Raw genomic sequence first — 17,023 nt, forward strand, 5'->3', positions numbered from 1 at the left:
CTAGCTTTTTTAATTATGGTAAAATGAAGAAGGACTTATCAAGTTTAAACCAAAAGAAACACTTAAGGAGGAACCAGTGAAAGAAAAAATAATCGTTACAGGTGCAACAGGCTTTTTAGGAGAGTATGTGATACAGGAGCTAGTTGCCCAAGATTACGATGTGATTGCGGTTGGTAGAAATAGCAAACAATTGGCGATGTTGGTGGGAAAATATGGTGTAACTGCTTTGCAATTGGATTTATCGAATCGAGAACAAGTGCTGAAGGTTTGGCCGAAGAGTGTATCGGCTTGCATTCATTGCGCTGCACTGTCAACTGTTTATGGACCTTATACTGCTTTTTATGAAGCAAATGTAATGGTGACAAAAACTGTGATAGAAGCTTCGATTGCAGCTCACATTCCGCGCTTTGTTTTTGTATCTTCACCAAGTGTCTATGCAAAATGCAGAGATGATTTTGATATCAAAGAGCTTGATCCATTCAAAGACTTGTCTAAGCAGTCTTACTTGAATTATTATATCCAGACAAAAATTGAAGCTGAACAACTACTGCTAACTTATCAAGAACAAATCGAATTAGTTATCGTTCGACCTAGAGGTTTATTTGGTATCGGCGATACTAGTATTTTTCCTCGATTGATGGAAGTAAATAATAAGATAGGTATTCCTTTATTCCGAAAGGGACAAGGAAATATTATGGACATCACTTGCGTCGAAAATGTGGCGTATGCTTTACGGCTTTGTGTTGAAAAAGCAGACATTCAAGGAAGCATTTTTAATATCACCAATGGAGAACCGATGCCTTTTAAACTATTGATTGAACGGATTTTTGATCTTTTGGGAGAAGAAGTCCACTATCGTAAATTGAACGCACAGCTGATCTATCGTTTTGCAGGCATGTTAGAAGGTATCTACTATGGCTTGAAGCGGAATAAAGAACCGCTTTTGACAAGGTATACTGTGAGTATTTTGGCTTATAGTCAAACACTAGATATCAGTGCGGCAAAGGAGCGATTAGGCTATACACCGATCATGACGGTCGATGAAGGAATTCAAAAATATATTACGGACTATAAAATGAAATTGGATAGGTGAAAAAATGAAATTTACAATTGTTGGATCAGGCCGTCATTTGCCTGAAAGAGTCGTTTTATCGACAGAAGTCGATCAGCATTTCAATTTAGAACCAGGAGAAACACAACGCAGAACAGGTATTGCCAAACGTCATTTTTATGACGAAGGAACATCAAAGTTAGCGGCAAAAGCAGTGACTGCAGCTCTAAATGATGCACAATTGACGTATCAGGACTTAGATCTTTTGATTTGTGCGTCAGGTACATTTGAGCAGCCGATTCCGTGCACAGCGAGTTTGATTGCAGAACACTTTTTAGCAGAGGATCATCCGATTCCGTGCTTTGATGTTAATGCCACCTGCTTAAGCTTCATCAGCGCTTGTGAAATAGCACAGTCATTTCTTACAACTGGCAGATACTCGACTATTTTAATCGTTTCTGCGGAAGCTGGTGATGATGCTCTAGATCCAGAAGAGTTTGAGAGCAGTGCTTTAATCGGAAATGCGAGCGCAGCATTTATTTTTTCTACAGCTAAGCAGCCCAAAGCACAGTATGATGTTGAGGTTTTAGGCGCAAGGTTTATGACCTATCCTGAATATGCTCATGCAGCAGAGATCAAAGCTGGAGGAAGCGCTGATTTTATTCCTGAAAATGAGCAAGACCGCTATTTCCATATGGACGGTTTTGAATTGATCAAAGCGATGCGCCGTAAATTGCCGGATTTTTTAAGTGATCTTTTAGCAGAAGCTCAAGTGGAGATAAAAGCTATCGATTTTGTTGTGCCGCATCAAGCGAGTGGTCCTGGTATGAAGATCGCTGGACGGTTGGCTAAATTTTCAGATAAGCAGCTAATCAATATCATTGAAGAAACTGGAAACACGATTGCAGCTTCAATTCCATTCACCTTCGAGTATTTGTTGAAACGAGAAGAAGAATTTAAAGAAAAGATTGTTCTACTTCTAGGAACAGGAGCAGGAATGTCGATCGGCGGACAGTTACTAAGGATCAGTCGCCGATGATCAATCATATAACAGTTATTAAAACGGGGAAGGCGATGCAGCGTCCGTTTTGGACCAAAGCTGGCGGAACATTTCGAAAAAAGGAATACCCCATTTATTGCATTGAACTTGAGCACGAAAAACTAGGGAAGATTTTAATTGATACAGGCTATGGCAATCAGTTTTTATCTCGCTTAGCATCACTGCCGCGAATTGTCTACGGGAAATTATTTATTGAAAAGAAAGAGTCTGTAAATGAAAAATGCTCTATAGCTGTACAGACTTACGAATGGGTGATTTTATCACATTTCCATCCGGACCATATAGGCGGATTAGGGGAGCTGAACTATCGGAAATTGATAATATCTTCTGAAATCGAAGGGCTAATAAAGCAGCCGCGTATTCAACAATTAAGACAAGGCTTTTTTACAGAGCTAATGCCTAAATCAATAGAACAGGCGGATTTTATTGAACATAGTAAGAAAATAAACCTACCCGAGCTACAAGTTGAAGCATATGATCTATTTGGCGATCGCAGTGTTTGTGCGATTCCAATGGAAGGGCATGCTGTCGGACAATCGATTTTTTATGTTCAAACAGTAGAAGGCCCCGTTTTACTGGCCATTGATGTTGCCTGGCATGTAGAATCGATTACCGAACACCGTTTTCCAAAAATTGTGACTAAATTAATCGTGCACGATTATAAAGAAATGAAACGTAATATCCGGATGTTAGCGAAAATTCATCAAGAAAATCCTGATCTTCCAATCGTGCTTTCCCATTGTCAAAACTCACTGAATTGGCTGAAACGATGGGATCAAGAGAATGGAGGCTGCATCGTTGACTATCAAGAAAATTAAACCTTTTATAAGTACCTATTTAGATGTAAGCTATCAAAGATATTTAAGCATAAAGCACCCTAAAAGGTTCCGACAATTTCAGAAAAAACGTTTAAACCGTCATTTGAAAAGGATAGTGTCTAAATCCCCTTACTATAGAAGCCTTATAAACGAACAAGAAGAAATCAGTCTCAGCGATTTTCCAATCATGAATAAGGCTGTGATGATGAAAGAGTTCGACCAGCTAAATACCAAGGGAATTTCACTAGTGCAAGCCAAAAAAGTTGCTCTTCAAGCGGAAGAGAATCGTGATTTTGCCCCTAAAATAGGCACAGTTTCTGTTGGTCTTTCCTCTGGGACTACAGGGAATCAAGGCGTCTTTTTAGTAAGCGATGAAGAGACTGTCCAGTGGTCTGCAGCTATGATGAATAAAGCCTTAGACCGTAAAAAATTTCGTGGACAAGCAATTGTGATCGCCTTTTTCATGCGCGCCAATAACAATTTGTATGAGATGATCAACCAAGGAAATATTCAGCTTCATTTTTTTGATTTGTTGCATCCAGTAGAAGAAAATTTGAAGCAGTTAAAACAACTGAAACCCAATGTGATCGTTGCGCAGCCATCGATGCTCAGAATGATTGCTCATTTTTTTGACAAAGAATCACTGGATTTCTCACTAAAAGAAGTTTTCAGCATTGCCGAAGTTTTGGAAGAAGTTGACAAAGAATTTATTGAGCAGCGATTATCCTGTCGATTAAAAGAAATCTATCAAGCAACGGAAGGCTTTCTTGGAATCAGCTGTCATCATGGGACACTACATTTGAATGAAGAGATTGTTTATATTGAAAAAGAGTACTTAGCAGATGATTCTACTCGATTTGTACCAATCATCACGGATCTTTATAGAACTACCCAGCCTTTGATTCGCTATCGTCATACTGATATCTTAGTTGAGCGGGTGACTCCTTGCCCTTGTGGTAGTTCGTTTATAGCCTTGGAAAAAATTGAAGGCCGTGAGGATGATTGTTTTATTTTTGGTGAAGGGAAAGAAGCACAAGTCATTTTTCCTGATTTTATTCGTTATGCGATCACACGCTCAAGTGAGGAAATCCGACAATTTAAGTGCATCCAGCAAACGAGACAAATAATTGAGGTAACCTTGGAACTTTCACCGCAGGCACTTGAATCAGAAATCATACAGACTGTAAAAGCAAAGCTTAAAGCATTAGTAAAAGATGTCGATGAACAAAAGGCATTAACGATCACTATTAATGTCGCTTCGTTAGACTATGAACAAGACCAAAAAATGCGCCGTGTGATTTCTAATGTAAAAGGAGGAGAGCGCTGATGCGGATCGCATTATCAGGCGGGCGTTCTCCGTTAGCCCTTTTTTTCGGGAATAAACTGAAGCAACAAGGTCATGAGATCTTTATGCTGGAACATCTTTCACCGACTTTTGCAACGTATTCATCTATTTTTACGAAAGTCCAAGTGGTTGCTTCACCTGTATTTCATTGGGAAACTTTTCGAATGGAAGTTTTGAACTTTCTAGAAGTGACTGATATCGAGTTGTTTCTGCCAATCAATGAAGAAACGCTTTACTATGGACTACTTCAAGAGGAAATTCGAGCGCTGGGAACGACATTTTTGATTGGTTCTCAGGACCTATTGGAAAAGTTACACAATAAATTAGATTTTATCAACTGGTGTAAAGATATTGGTTTAACTGCTCCAAAAACTGAATTGTATCAAGGGCATTCGATTGACTTTTCCAGCCAATTATTAAAACCTGTGTATTCTCGCTTTGGTCAATCAGTCATAACTTCGGAGATTGAGCTTGTCCAAAAGCAACCAAAGGCTAAAATGATTGTCCAAGAAAAAATCGTTGGTCAGCAGATTTGTGTTTCATTGATGATTCGAGAAAGTCGCTTGATTTCATATTGTGCATATGATACCAATTTAGGAATAGAAAATTATGCCAGTATCACGTATATTCCATTTGAACATGCTACATTGACCCAAATCGTCAAACAGTTAAGCGAAAATTTAGGGGATCAAGGGATTTTTAGCTTTGACTTTATGTTTGATGGAGAAAATTTTTTTCCGATCGAGTGTAATCCGCGCCTGACTTTCGGCTCAATATTGGACAGTCAGCGGATTCTGGCAGGTCTTCTAGAAGAAAATGGCAGCAATTTATCAGAGGTGAATCAGACACATTATGGAATCAAACTGCTTTGGTTGGGGAAAATACTTTATCATCGTGAATGGAGAAAAACTTTCAGGCGATATCGACAATCACGTGATGTGCTAGCTGAAGCATTCGATTGGCAGACTTGGTTGTGGATGCCATGGGTCTTAATGTCTTATTTCATCAGAGCAAGAAAACGAAAGCTTACTATCACGGATTATGTAGTTCATGATATTTCATACCCCTATCAGCAGAGTAGTAAAGGAGACATGGAATGATGAAAGCACGTTTATATTCAAGTGTTGATTTTGCTGAATGTCCCTTGACCAAACATCCATTGTACAGTTACATTCAAACTTTTCTAAGTAATGATCTTTCCAATTTAGTTGAAAACTGCAGCAATGCTGATTGTTATGCATTAGAAGTCGGACAAAAGCTTCTCCTAGTTGTTGATGCTACGTACCAAGATAGCCAAACTTATCCCACCTCTTTAAGAGCGCAATATTTAGATTATGCGCAAGAGGAGCTGTTCTTAACCAATATAAAAGGTAAAAAAATTTTAACTAAGGTGTTTCAGATTATAAAAATATTTGTCCCGAAAACAATAGATGAAGCGGTTTATGTGGGAAATTATTTATTATCGACAAATTTATTTCAAGAGTTTTCATTGGAAGAGCTTCAAGAAATCGAAACACTTTTGAAGCAACGATTCCCAACTAAAACGATCGTCTATCGTTCACAAAATCAATTGCTAAATCAGCAGCTGATGACCCATTTAGCTACTCTAAACTATCAGCCTTTTATATCTCGACAGGTGTTTATCGCTCATCAAGCACAAACCATTAAACAAAAAAAGAGTTTTAACAATGACCGTAGACTAGCTGCTAAAACAACCTTGGATGTGCGTACAGATTTTGATGTTAAAGCGTACAGCGAACGTATCGTGGAACTGTATTCGCAATTGTACATTACAAAATATTCTCAAATTAATCCGCAGTACACACCAACATTTATTGAATCGATGGCAAGTGCGGAAAATACCTGTTTTACAGGAATATTTGAAGATGAAAAATTAGTCGGAGTGACAATGAGTTGGGAATTGGATGGTATGCTTACGGTTCCTATTTTAGGTTATGATTTAAGTTATCCTAAAAAAGTTGGGATCTATCGGTTGTTGACCTATTATACATTGTTGCGTGTTGATGAAACAAAAGTCTTTCATATGAGTTCTGGAGTAGGCTCTTTTAAACTTTCCCGGGGAGCAGTGTACCTTCCTGAGTATATCTATTTCAAATCATCGGCTTCCTCTAGAAAAAAGTATTCTTTATGGTTATTACAGAAGTTAAACAAGTTGCTCGTTTATATCAGCAAGAAGCATGTGTTTTAATAATCAGAAATTTTTTAAGAGGATTGTCAAAAAATCTTTTCTTTTGTTATAATCAAATTCAAGAGAAGTGGAGGAATGTAAGTATGATCAAAGTAGCAATTATTGGGTACGGGAACCTTGGACGCGGCGTTGAGCGTTCGATCAAACAAAATGAAGATATGGAATTAGTCGGAGTATTCACAAGAAGAGCACCTGAGACCGTTCAAACCGAAGGGGCAAAAGCTTATAAGATGGATGAATTGAACGGTAAAAAAGACGCTATCGATGTGTGTATTCTATGCGGTGGGTCAGCAACAGATCTGCCAACACAAACACCGGAGTGGACAAAACAATTCAATACGATCGACAGCTTTGACACCCATGCGAAGATTCCAGAGCATTTTAAAAAAGTTGATCAAGCAGCAAAGGAAAATCAAACAACATCGATCATTTCTACTGGCTGGGATCCAGGTCTATTCAGCTTGAATCGTTTATATGCACAAAGTATTTTGCCTGTTGGTGAGACGAATACGTTTTGGGGCAAAGGAGTCAGTCAGGGACATTCAGATGCGCTCAGAAGAATCGAAGGCGTTAGTGATGCTGTTCAATATACGATCCCAAATAGCGAAGTCATCGCTAAACTTAAAGCTGGTGAAACATTGAATTTGACGACAAGAGATAAACATTTTAGAGAATGTTTTGTTGTGTTGGAAGAAGACAGTGACGCAGAAAAAATCCGGGAAGAAATCATTTCGATGCCGAATTATTTTGCAGATTATGACACGGAAGTACATTTTATTTCCCAAGCTGAATTGGATCAAGAGCATAAGGCAATGCCGCATGGAGGTACTGTGTTGCACACTGGAACAACACATGAAGATACGAAGCAAGTCATTGAATACAATCTTCAACTAGAAAGTAATCCAGAATTTACAGCAAGCGTTTTGGTCGCTTATGCGAGAGCGTGTGTTCGTTTGGCTAAGGAGGAGCAGTTCGGTGCATTTACTGTATTAGATATTCCGCCGAAATATTTGTCACCAAAAACAGATGAAGAATTAAGAAAAGAACTATTATAATAAGCAAAAAGACTTGCGTTTCAGTTATAACTGAAACGCAAGTTTTTTTGTTTATTTAGTCTTTAGCTGTATTGACTAAAATACGATAGACATGTTCGATATCCTCCTGTGTTCCGCGCAGCTCATAATCTGCCAAAAAAGGAAAACCAAATTTTTCTGCATACTGCTTAGCAGTCAAACAATACTGATGATTGAAATTTTTATTTCCACTACCGACAACTCCTAGACAATAACGATAATTATCATGATAATCTAAATATTCCCGCATCGTTTCTGTCAATATTTCGGTATCACCATTATCTACGCCGTTTCCACCATCCAAGTAAGTAGGAACGAAGGTGAAAAATGGTTCTGTCTCATCTTCGAACGTTGAATTTTCATGGATTTCCTCTACGTTGATTTGAACATTATGCTGAGTATCGGCATAATCAACGAGACGTTTTACAAAGGAACGGGTATTTCCCGAGATAGATATATACAAGATCTTCATCATTTAGCCCCTCCGCTTGTTAAATGTTTTACAAGTCTACTATAGTTAAAGGGCAGCGAAATTACAATAGTTTTCTATTAATAATTGTCAGTTCTAATAGTTGTAAAGAATTGATCGTCTTCTTATAATAAGCATATAAAACTAGAAAAGAGGAACCTTCATGTCTTATAAAGTAGATTTTAAAAGTGTATCGACAGTTGGCTTTGAAAGCTCACCAGCAGCTGAAGCAATGGCCGGCCTACGAGCAAATGAGGCGCGTTATTATTGGAATAAATACAAGCATGAATTTGTAACAGTACCTGCAAGTGAAGATCCAGAAACGCTAGCTTGGATCGAAAAAATTCTGGCAGAACGTGATTTGACGTTTCCGTATAAACCACTAGAAGTTTCAAGTTTTGAAGTTGATGGAATCAAAATGGCTTATGTGTTTTACGAGAATGGTTTATCTGTCAACGTGATGTATACGTTAGAAGACGGGGGAAAACGAGCTGTTGGATTCAAATTATCTGATGGAATCGATATCCCGGCTGAGTTTGAAGGGAAATTTAAATTTGCACGCCAAAAATCAAAGCTTGCTGGTACGATTCGCGGTTCGTTTTTTGTGATCAAAGGTGAATATTGAATAATTGAGGATAAGCATTATAAAAACGTCTATAGTTAGTTTCTAAATGTTTTTTGTGTATCTTATAGCCAATGGAAATATGGCGAAATGGAAAGCTTTACATTTTTCGCTAGACATGATAGGCTTATTGTAGTGTCGAATAGATGCGAACTAAAAATTAAATAGAACCCATCACAAAGGGGAGCCTTGGCTGAGATTGAGTACCTACTCTAAACCCTTCGAACCTGTTCGTTAATACGAGCGTAGGAATTGTGATGGAGTAAATATATGCATTTTACTCCTCCTTTGTGAATTGGTTGTTCTAAAGGAGGAGTTTTTTTATGCAACGAAAAAAAGAATTACAAGTGTGGATCGAAGGAACGATCGTTGCGGCGATTGCCATGATTTTGTCTTTTATTCCAACAAATATCGGCAGCAGTTTTTCAATTTCTTTAGGGATGATTCCTGTGACTCTTTTTGCTTTAAGAAGAGGGGCGAAGGCTGGTTTTTTCTCAGCATTTATCTGGGGATTACTTCATTTTCCGTTAGCCCAAGTGTATTATTTGACCCCAGTTCAAGTGGTGATTGAATACATTTTGGCCTTTGGTTTCGCAGGATTTGCGGGCGTTTTTAGTGGGAAGCTACAGCAGTCGATCCAAAATGGTACGTTTAAAAAGAGTGTGTCGATCATTTGTTATGCAACATTTTTAGGGACATTGATGCGTTATTTCTGGCATTTTATTGCCGGTGTGATTTTCTGGGGAAGCTTTGCATTGTGGGGAATGAACCCATGGCTGTTTTCATTCGTTATGAATGGCATTAGCGGTCTAGCAACAGCAGTTGTGACAGCTTTATTCTTGATTGCTCTGCTAAAAATCAATCCGAATTTATTTTTTCCAGGAAAGCTAGTGAATGTTCTTCAGCAAAAAAAATAAAAAAGACTTGACCGATGTTTTAGTAGGTGAATTATGCTGACAGATCAACTCGTATTCTTTATTTTAGAGTAAATTCTGTCTAGCAAAAAAGAAGAAAATTTTAGTTGAATAGTATGAAAAATGAGGCTGTAATATAATTAATTGCTAATTATATTACAGCCTCTAAAATATACAATGATAAAAAGATGCAGCAAGTTTGATTTTAAGTGTCACGTACTTTTTGAGTCATCGTTTTTCATCTTAGTTATTGGTTTACATTTGCATCCAAGTTGGTTCTAATGTATTGCCATCTAAGTCCTGTACCTCAAGACCATACATCTGATCTTCTGGTATGCCCATATCAACTTTATAAAAATCTCCACCGTTTGCTTTGGCTGTTTCACCAAATTTTTTTACAGCATCCGCACTTTCCATACTGAATGATACTAAGACACCGCTTGTCGTTCTGGCGTCTGCAATTGTTTTTTCTTTGATAAATTTACTGTAAAAGTCATGGTTCAACAGCATGATCCAAAAATTATCATCCCAAACCATTGAACTTGCTTCCTCATTAGAAAACTCTTCATTTTTTTTAAAACCTAATTTTTCATAAAATTCTGTCGCTCGTTTAACATCACTTACTGGAAAATTGACAAATACCATTGTAGCCATAGAAAATCAACCTCTCTTTTTTTATTTTTATACGACTAGAGCATCTCACGCGGCTACTTTTTTGTCAAAAATTAGCGTTCACGTTTCAAAAAAAGTTGTGTGACTGGCACTTCAATGGTAGAAACTGTTAAAATGAGTGGAGTGAATACTTAGATTGTCACCTAGATCTTTCGCTGCAGAAGCTAACATAGAGATTTAAAGTGATGGGTGATAGCGGTATGAAGAAAATAAACAGCATCAAAGCAATGAGCTGCTTTTAAATTAGGAGGAACGACTATCAATCAAAAAAGAACATTTATTACTGCGATCTTACTCTTATTACTTATTTTTGTTATCAGCTTGGGAGTGATTTTAGTCATGAATCAAAAAGAACAAAAGGAAACAAGTCAACGATCAGAAACAACTTTGGCGAGTAGTACAACAACTTCTTCAACACAAAAAAGAACTTCAGCTAAAACGCAGGATGAAGTAATCAAAAAGTTGATGGCTTCCATGAGCTTGGAAGAAAAAGTCGGTCAGTTATTCTTAGCTCGTGTGCCGGTTGAAGGTCAGATCGAGAGTATTCAACTGAATCATTTAGGCGGCTATTTACTTTTTGGGCGCGATGTAGAAATGGAGACGCCAGAGACACTAAAAGAAAAAATTGCTTCTTATCAAGAAGCAAGTAAAATTCCATTATTGATTGCCTCTGATGAGGAAGGTGGAACTGTTTCTCGTTTAAGTAGAGGAACTGATTTAGTTGCAGATGCGTTTCAGTCACCCCAAGAAATTTATCAAGCTTCAGGTCTAGCGGGAATTCGTAGGGATATTCAGCAAAAAGCCACTGTTTTACACTCTTACGGTATTCAAGCCGGTCTTTTCCCTGACGCTGATGTTGCTACTGATCCTCAAGCATTTATTTACGATCGGACGCTAGGATTAGATGCAGGTAAAACAAGTGAGTATATAAAAACAAGCGTAGAAGAGTTGAAAAATCAAAAGCTTGTTTCTACGTTGAAGCATTTTCCAGGTTATGGGAATAATCGAGATTCTCATGTCGAAATCGTTTATGATACAAGAACTTTAGCTGAATTACAAACGAACGACTTTTTACCTTTTAAAGCAGGGATCTCGGCTGGCGCTGATAGTGTCTTAGTGTCTCACAATATTGTAACAAGTATTGATGAAACAATGCCGGCATCTATTTCAAAACCAGTCCATGATTTATTGCGTAATGAGTTAGGGTTTCAGGGCGTGATCATGACAGATGATATGGATATGGCGGGATTAGCCGAATTTATTCCCCAGGAAGAAGCAGGTTTAGCTGCACTGCAAGCCGGCAATGACTTGATTCTATCTTCCTCCTTTCAAGAACAGATTCCCTATGTGCTGCAAGGAATCGAACAAGGAGTGTATACAACAGAGGCATTGGATCGATCTGTGTATCGTGTGTTAAAAATGAAAATGGACATAGGCTTGATAAATCGGTAGATGTTTAGTTTTAAACAGTTGAAAAAACAGCCAGCTGATAGAGTAAATTTTCAGCTGGGTGTTTCATTTATATCAAGTTAGGATTCATCTTTTGATAGTTGGCTAATTTATAGGCAAGGTTCTTTTCATAATCTTGATTGAAAAAGCTAAGGTAGAGACAATCAAAGATATACATCAAGGACATGCGGGTGGAAAAAGAAGAAATCTTGTTATAATGGTTCTCCAAGGATGAAAAAAGAAAGACGTCATCAACTTTTGTTTTAAGTAAAGGGCTATTTTTAGAGGTGATCAATAGTACTTTACTTTGATTCTTTTTTAAGGTATCTAAGATTTTTTTGACACTGGAACCTCGTCCTTCATATGAAACAACGATCGCCAGATGGTCTGGTGTACTATTCGCTGCACTCAGGTTTTGTGTGTAATCATCGATGGGGACATTGATTCGTTTCCCGATTTCCTGCAGTTGAAATTGAAAGTTTTGAGCAAAATAAATATTTGCGGAAGAAGCATAAACATCGATATATTTCGCTTGTTTCAATAAATCACTATTTGCTGTCATTTGATCAAAATTATTTGTATCGATGGTGGATTGTACAGTTTGTTCGTATACTGTTTTCAATTTGGTCGTCATTGCATAGAGATTGTCTTCGGCAGAAATAGGATAGTCTATATCGATGATCGGTGTCGTTCGGTGCTCATTTAAATCATTGACTAAGGCGAGTTTAAGATCATTCAGACCATCAAGCTCAAGCTTATTGATCAAACGATAAATGGTTGAAATCGACACGTAAGAATGTTCTGCCAACTCTTGTGGAGAAAAGTGGATCACCTCATCCGGCGTTTCTAAAATGTAATCAACGAGAGTTTGTTCACTAGCAGTTAAAGAATCTAAGCTTTTTAATTTAAAAAATAGGCTCATTATATCAGTTACCTTTCAATGATGTTCGTGTTACTAAATTCAGTATACCTGATAATGACCATTTATGTAAAAAAGAGTGTCGAACCAAGCATTATTTCTACGTTTGGTTCGGCACTCAAAAGTTGAATAAATAATGAAAACTGAAACGGCTGTTTTAAAGTAACTCTGCCAATGCTTTTGCAATTCCATCTTCGTTGTTAGTCGCTGTAACTTTGTTCGCTGCACTTTTTAATTCATCTACCGCATTGCCCATTGCAATACCGATTCCAGCGTAATTGATGAGCGACAAATCATTATGTCCGTCACCAAAAGAAACAATATGCTCTTGCTGGATTCCTAAAGGCTTAAGCGATTGCTCTAGAGCATGAGCTTTGTCGATCCCCTGATCAGTAAACTCGAAATACATTGGAGCAGAAAAGACGCCGCTCACTATATCTTTAAAAGGGGCTAAAATGTTTTCGGCATGTTTTTGTAAATATTCTGGTTGAGCAGCCACTAAAATTTTGTGTAATGGAAATTCAACAAAAGCAGCTAAATCTGTTTTTTCGCATAACTGGAAGTTCCCGCCGCGAGATTCATACTCAATGATATTGAACTGTTTACCCATAGTGCCAAGATCAAGGATACCATCGAAAACATCGTTCACATACATATAGTCACCGTGAGCGATCATTGGTTTCACATCAAACTGTTTTAAATGTTCTAAAATAGCTTTTGCTGTTTCAGTAGAAAGAGGTTGACTGAACAGTTCTTCTTGCGTGCAAACGTCTAAAACATGTGCGCCATTATATGAAACAAGCAGCCCATTATATTGATCCAATTTCAATTCTTCAACGTATTTTAACATACCGGGAGTTGGTCTGCCGGAAGCCAATACGACTTTGATCCCGTTTTTTTGTGCATCGATCAGGGCCTCTCGTGTGTTTTTTGATACTTCTTTTTTATCATTTAACAAAGTACCATCGATATCTAATACAATTGCTTTAATAGTCATGTTCGTTTCTCCTCACTATACAGTTAATTCCAATCGATTTCCTTCTGGATCAGCAATCACTGATTCATAATAGCCGTCACCAGTTGTTCGGCAGGGGCTTAACAATTCATAGCCCTCCAGCACTAAAACATTCGTCAGCGCATCAACGCTTTGTTTACTTCCTAAAGAAATCGCTAAATGGGCAAAGCCTAAGCTTTCACTGGTGCCAGTGCTATTTGTAACATCTTCACGCTGCATGATCTCTAATCTAGCACCATCTTCAAAAGTCAAAAAATAAGAATGAAAACTTGTTTTAGTATTATGATAAAGCTCCGATGATGTTACATTGAAATATGTCTGATAAAAGGTTCGCATGGCTTCTAAGTCACGAACCCATAATCCAATATGTTCTATTTTCAAAATAATCCCTCCGTTTGCAAATGTTTACACTCTCAGTATAAAACAAAACCATCACATAAAGTATGGGACTAGAAAGATTGATAGAATCTTTTCAAAAGTATAATAAAAGTAAGTTTTTTTCTGAAAAAAAAGTATCAGAGCTATTTACTTTATCCATCCGTAAAAGGCAGTTCTTGACAAGTAATATTTCCTCATGCTATATTGAAAACAATAAAAACGAAGAGAGGGATCCGTGCATTGAAAAATTAAGTCAATTTGTTGAAGCTGCATTCAGACTGTATCTTGAAGTATTTCAAGGGAGCAGTGTGCAGATTTTCAGGATTGGCGATGATTTTTCAGTGTACGGGTCTTTTTGTGTACAGATAAATGAGTAAGCCAGTTCTGAAAAGTGTCGAAGGTGTTTAAAGCAGCCTTCCGCTTTTTTTAACGAGGTGATAGTATGTCAAAAATTGAAATCAAACAACTAACGTTTGGATATGATAATCAAGGAACACTCTTATTTGACCAAGCAAATCTAAATTTCGATACCAGCTGGAAATTAGGTCTAATTGGAAGGAATGGGCGGGGAAAAACGACGCTCTTAAATATTTTACAGAACAAGCTAAGCTATAGCGGACAAATCAACCATCAATTAGAATTTTTGTACTTCCCGCAGCCGATCAAGGATAAAAAACAGCTGACTTTTTATGTTTTACAGGAGATCAGTGATTTTGAACAATGGGAAATCGAACGTGAGTTGAATCTTTTGAATGTCGATCCGCAAATTTTATGGCGTCAGTTTGAAACATTATCTGGTGGGGAGCAGACGAAAGTGCTGCTAGCTTTATTATTCATTGATGATCAGCATTTTCCGCTGATCGATGAACCGACTAATCATTTAGATATCGCAGGTCGCAAGCAAGTAGCAGAATACTTGAAAAAGAAACGTCAGGGATTTATCGTTGTTAGTCATGATCGATCTTTTGTAGACGACGTCGTTGATCATGTATTATCGATCGAGAAGAGTCAGCTGGAATTATATCAAGGAAATTTTTCTGTTTATGAGGAACAAAAGAAGATAAAAGATGAGTTTGAGCTAGCGCAAAATGAAAAGCTAAAAAAAGAAGTCACTCGTCTCCGAAAAACAGCTGCTGAAAAAGCTGAATGGTCTCGATCGAAAGAACAAGATAAGTATGGAAAAGCTTCTGAAAAAGGTAGTGGAGCAATTTACGATACAGGCTTTATCGGTGCTCGGGCAGCACGTACGATGAAACGATCAAAATCGATCGAGAGTAGGATGGAAACACAGCTCGCTGAAAAAGAAAGCTTATTGAAAGATATCGAGTATATCGATCCATTGACCATGAACTATCAACCTGGACACAATAAGCGCCTATTGACAGTTGAACACTTAGCTTTAAGCTATCAAGGTGAGCCTTTGTTTCAACCTGTTTCTTTCACTTTAAGTCAAGGAGATCGACTTGCATTGACTGGTGCAAACGGCTCAGGAAAATCATCGATCATTCGTTTATTACTGAATCAGTTCGAAGGAGAAAGTTCAGGAGAAATAAATCGTCCTGAAAAATTGAACATCAGCTATGTCCGCCAAAATTATGAGGATAATCAAGGAACATTGACGGAGTTCTCAGAAGCACAAGGACTAAATTACCAAGAATTTCTCAATAATTTGCATAAACTCGGGATGGAAAGAGACGTTTTTCATAATCGGATCGAGCAAATGAGTATGGGGCAGCGTAAAAAAGTTGAACTGGCAAAATCTTTGGCGATGCCAGCAGAATTTTATATCTGGGATGAACCTTTGAATTATTTGGATGTATTTAATCAAGAGCAGTTAGAGCAATTGATTTTATCCGTCAAGCCAACCATGCTTTTAGTAGAGCATGATCAAGCTTTTTTAGAAAAAATTGCCACACAGATTATACCGTTAGTCAAAGCATGATCTAGTCTATTAATGATTTAAATGTAGAGTACGGAATAAAAGAGCACTTTCTTTTATTCCGTGATGAAAAGAGAGAGCACAAATTCATTCTTTCTTATGATGATTATGGATGTTTAGAACACATTTATGGTGAAAATTGGAAAATTATGGAAGATGGGGAGAAAAAATGTTATATGAAAACACTGAAGAAGAAATCGGTGTATTTTAGCTGAAAGGAAGTGGATTTGTACAATGAAAGTATTGGTAACTGGGTTCGATCCGTTTGGAGGAGAATCAAGAAATCCTTCATATGAAGCTGTAAAACTCTTACCGGATAGAATTGCTGGAGCGACGATAGTCAAAGCTGAAATTCCCACTGAATTTGAAAAAAGTAGTGTTATTTTGAAGAGGCTTCTCGAAGAAATGAAGCCTGATATCGTCATTTGTGTTGGGCAAGCTGGTGGACGTAGTGCCATTTCTTTTGAGCGTGTAGCGATCAATCTGGCCGAAGCAAGAATTCCAGATAATAAAGGAAATCAGCCGATAGGTGCTAAACTAGAGTTAGATGGAGAAACGGCCTATTTTACGAACCTACCGATCAAAGCAATGAGAAAAAATGTAGTAGCTCATGAGTTACCTGCAGATATTTCATATACGGCAGGTACTTTTGTCTGTAACGCAGTGATGTATCGACTATTATATCTGATCGATCGAGAATATCCCGATGTACGAGGTGGCTTTATCCATGTTCCTTTTGAGCCTGGACAGGTACTTGATCGGGCACCTGGAACGGCTTGTTTACCACTTCCAACCATTTGTGACAGTCTTTATTATGCTATTGAAGCGTGTGTAACGAATCCGTTTGATAGTGAAGAAAATGCTGGAACACTTCAATGATCAAAAGTGAGTTCAATTTTACTGATAATGATTCTCATTATCATGTGCTTGTGTTATACTAACTCAATAAGGAAAGGAGTGGATCAAGGATTCTTTAGACGGGCTATCCATCCTTTTGAACGTAACAAACCATCAGCTATTTTTTTAACTGATCTGTTGACTAAAGGACGATATCTACTTAAAATAAACAGTCCTGTCTATGGGCAGTTAT

General features: G+C 37.7%; 17 protein-coding genes and 1 riboswitch. Of the genes, 12 read left to right on the plus strand and 5 right to left on the minus strand.

Annotated elements, in window-relative coordinates; genetic code table 11:
* Positions 1-76 precede the first annotated feature (76 nt).
* The 7 genes from IGI58_RS15625 to IGI58_RS15655 all read left to right on the plus strand — a co-directional run bounded on the left by IGI58_RS15625 (position 77) and on the right by IGI58_RS15655 (position 7,538).
* The gene (locus IGI58_RS15625) at positions 77-1,093 is read left to right on the plus strand and encodes an NAD-dependent epimerase/dehydratase family protein (protein ID WP_429952656.1); all 1,017 of its coding nucleotides are present in this window, start codon (positions 77-79) and stop codon (positions 1,091-1,093) included.
* A 4-nt stretch (positions 1,094-1,097) separates the two neighbouring features.
* Positions 1,098-2,090, plus strand: a complete 993-nt coding sequence (locus tag IGI58_RS15630) for a 3-oxoacyl-[acyl-carrier-protein] synthase III C-terminal domain-containing protein (RefSeq protein ID WP_087639887.1) — start codon at positions 1,098-1,100, stop codon at positions 2,088-2,090.
* The gene (locus IGI58_RS15635) at positions 2,087-2,929 is read left to right on the plus strand and encodes an MBL fold metallo-hydrolase (protein ID WP_429952655.1); all 843 of its coding nucleotides are present in this window, start codon (positions 2,087-2,089) and stop codon (positions 2,927-2,929) included. Before IGI58_RS15630 ends, IGI58_RS15635 begins: the two co-directional genes overlap by 4 nt.
* A complete protein-coding gene (locus IGI58_RS15640; RefSeq protein ID WP_429952654.1) occupies positions 2,895-4,256 on the plus strand; it encodes a F390 synthetase-related protein in 1,362 nt (453 codons plus the stop codon). The genes IGI58_RS15635 and IGI58_RS15640 overlap by 35 nt, the downstream gene beginning before the upstream one ends.
* Positions 4,256-5,374 carry an ATP-grasp domain-containing protein gene (locus tag IGI58_RS15645; RefSeq protein WP_429952653.1) on the plus strand — a complete coding sequence of 373 codons (1,119 nt, stop codon included), beginning with the start codon at positions 4,256-4,258 and terminating at the stop codon, positions 5,372-5,374. The genes IGI58_RS15640 and IGI58_RS15645 overlap by 1 nt, the downstream gene beginning before the upstream one ends.
* A complete protein-coding gene (locus IGI58_RS15650; protein ID WP_429952652.1) occupies positions 5,371-6,483 on the plus strand; it encodes a hypothetical protein in 1,113 nt (370 codons plus the stop codon). The genes IGI58_RS15645 and IGI58_RS15650 overlap by 4 nt, the downstream gene beginning before the upstream one ends.
* A gap of 83 nt (positions 6,484-6,566) precedes the next feature.
* Entirely contained in the window at positions 6,567-7,538 is a 972-nt protein-coding gene (locus tag IGI58_RS15655; RefSeq protein ID WP_429952651.1) for a diaminopimelate dehydrogenase, read from the plus strand.
* 55 nt (positions 7,539-7,593) lie between these two features.
* On the opposite strand, the gene nrdI is transcribed toward IGI58_RS15655, so the two are convergent.
* Entirely contained in the window at positions 7,594-8,028 is a 435-nt protein-coding gene (gene nrdI, locus IGI58_RS15660; RefSeq protein WP_429955270.1) for a class Ib ribonucleoside-diphosphate reductase assembly flavoprotein NrdI, read from the minus strand.
* A 160-nt stretch (positions 8,029-8,188) separates the two neighbouring features.
* Between nrdI and IGI58_RS15665 the strand changes: the two genes are divergently transcribed.
* Entirely contained in the window at positions 8,189-8,650 is a 462-nt protein-coding gene (locus IGI58_RS15665) for a phage tail protein (RefSeq protein ID WP_429952650.1), read from the plus strand.
* Between the two features lie 167 nt (positions 8,651-8,817).
* A riboswitch (TPP riboswitch) is annotated at positions 8,818-8,916 on the plus strand.
* A 54-nt stretch (positions 8,917-8,970) separates the two neighbouring features.
* The gene (thiT, locus tag IGI58_RS15670) at positions 8,971-9,564 is read left to right on the plus strand and encodes an energy-coupled thiamine transporter ThiT (protein ID WP_087639894.1); all 594 of its coding nucleotides are present in this window, start codon (positions 8,971-8,973) and stop codon (positions 9,562-9,564) included.
* 252 nt (positions 9,565-9,816) lie between these two features.
* On the opposite strand, the gene IGI58_RS15675 is transcribed toward thiT, so the two are convergent.
* Positions 9,817-10,215, minus strand: a complete 399-nt coding sequence (locus tag IGI58_RS15675) for a VOC family protein (RefSeq protein WP_087639895.1) — start codon at positions 10,213-10,215, stop codon at positions 9,817-9,819.
* Positions 10,216-10,572: 357 nt separating this feature from the next.
* Here IGI58_RS15675 and IGI58_RS15680 point away from each other — a divergent pair, with 357 nt between their 5' ends.
* Entirely contained in the window at positions 10,573-11,685 is a 1,113-nt protein-coding gene (locus IGI58_RS15680; RefSeq protein WP_429952649.1) for a glycoside hydrolase family 3 protein, read from the plus strand.
* 67 nt (positions 11,686-11,752) lie between these two features.
* On the opposite strand, the gene IGI58_RS15685 is transcribed toward IGI58_RS15680, so the two are convergent.
* The 3 genes from IGI58_RS15685 to IGI58_RS15695 form a co-directional block, all read right to left on the minus strand.
* Positions 11,753-12,604 carry a MurR/RpiR family transcriptional regulator gene (locus IGI58_RS15685; RefSeq protein WP_429952648.1) on the minus strand — a complete coding sequence of 284 codons (852 nt, stop codon included), beginning with the start codon at positions 12,602-12,604 and terminating at the stop codon, positions 11,753-11,755.
* A gap of 154 nt (positions 12,605-12,758) precedes the next feature.
* Positions 12,759-13,598 (minus strand): Cof-type HAD-IIB family hydrolase, encoded by an 840-nt coding sequence (locus IGI58_RS15690; protein ID WP_429952647.1) that lies wholly within the window; start codon positions 13,596-13,598, stop codon positions 12,759-12,761.
* Between the two features lie 15 nt (positions 13,599-13,613).
* On the minus strand, positions 13,614-13,997 hold the full coding sequence (locus IGI58_RS15695; protein ID WP_176372767.1) for a VOC family protein: 384 nt from the start codon (positions 13,995-13,997) through the stop codon (positions 13,614-13,616).
* Between the two features lie 439 nt (positions 13,998-14,436).
* Here IGI58_RS15695 and IGI58_RS15700 point away from each other — a divergent pair, with 439 nt between their 5' ends.
* Positions 14,437-15,936, plus strand: coding sequence for an Lsa family ABC-F type ribosomal protection protein (locus IGI58_RS15700; RefSeq protein ID WP_429952646.1), 1,500 nt, complete (start codon positions 14,437-14,439; stop codon positions 15,934-15,936).
* A 231-nt stretch (positions 15,937-16,167) separates the two neighbouring features.
* A complete protein-coding gene (gene pcp / locus IGI58_RS15705; protein ID WP_429952645.1) occupies positions 16,168-16,812 on the plus strand; it encodes a pyroglutamyl-peptidase I in 645 nt (214 codons plus the stop codon).
* Positions 16,813-17,023: the final 211 nt, after the last annotated feature.

The sequence above is a fragment of the Enterococcus sp. AZ020 genome, from assembly GCF_050499205.1.
GTDB classification, from domain to species: Bacteria; Bacillota; Bacilli; order Lactobacillales; family Enterococcaceae; genus Enterococcus_L; species Enterococcus_L dunnyi.

Excerpts from the sequence above, each read along its gene's own strand:
- pcp (WP_429952645.1), top strand. The coding sequence starts at position 16,168 with ATGAAAGTATTGGTAACTGGGTTCGATCCGTTTGGAGGAGAATCAAGA.
- IGI58_RS15650 (WP_429952652.1), top strand. The coding sequence starts at position 5,371 with ATGATGAAAGCACGTTTATATTCAAGTGTTGATTTTGCTGAATGTCCC.
- IGI58_RS15675 (WP_087639895.1), bottom strand. The coding sequence starts at position 10,215 with ATGGCTACAATGGTATTTGTCAATTTTCCAGTAAGTGATGTTAAACGA.
- IGI58_RS15665 (WP_429952650.1), top strand. The coding sequence starts at position 8,189 with ATGTCTTATAAAGTAGATTTTAAAAGTGTATCGACAGTTGGCTTTGAA.
- thiT (WP_087639894.1), top strand. The coding sequence starts at position 8,971 with ATGCAACGAAAAAAAGAATTACAAGTGTGGATCGAAGGAACGATCGTT.
- IGI58_RS15635 (WP_429952655.1), top strand. The coding sequence starts at position 2,087 with ATGATCAATCATATAACAGTTATTAAAACGGGGAAGGCGATGCAGCGT.
- IGI58_RS15655 (WP_429952651.1), top strand. The coding sequence starts at position 6,567 with ATGATCAAAGTAGCAATTATTGGGTACGGGAACCTTGGACGCGGCGTT.
- IGI58_RS15640 (WP_429952654.1), top strand. The coding sequence starts at position 2,895 with ATGGAGGCTGCATCGTTGACTATCAAGAAAATTAAACCTTTTATAAGT.
- IGI58_RS15690 (WP_429952647.1), bottom strand. The coding sequence starts at position 13,598 with ATGACTATTAAAGCAATTGTATTAGATATCGATGGTACTTTGTTAAAT.
- IGI58_RS15645 (WP_429952653.1), top strand. The coding sequence starts at position 4,256 with ATGCGGATCGCATTATCAGGCGGGCGTTCTCCGTTAGCCCTTTTTTTC.
- IGI58_RS15630 (WP_087639887.1), top strand. The coding sequence starts at position 1,098 with ATGAAATTTACAATTGTTGGATCAGGCCGTCATTTGCCTGAAAGAGTC.
- nrdI (WP_429955270.1), bottom strand. The coding sequence starts at position 8,028 with ATGAAGATCTTGTATATATCTATCTCGGGAAATACCCGTTCCTTTGTA.
- IGI58_RS15680 (WP_429952649.1), top strand. The coding sequence starts at position 10,573 with ATGAATCAAAAAGAACAAAAGGAAACAAGTCAACGATCAGAAACAACT.
- IGI58_RS15700 (WP_429952646.1), top strand. The coding sequence starts at position 14,437 with ATGTCAAAAATTGAAATCAAACAACTAACGTTTGGATATGATAATCAA.
- IGI58_RS15685 (WP_429952648.1), bottom strand. The coding sequence starts at position 12,604 with ATGAGCCTATTTTTTAAATTAAAAAGCTTAGATTCTTTAACTGCTAGT.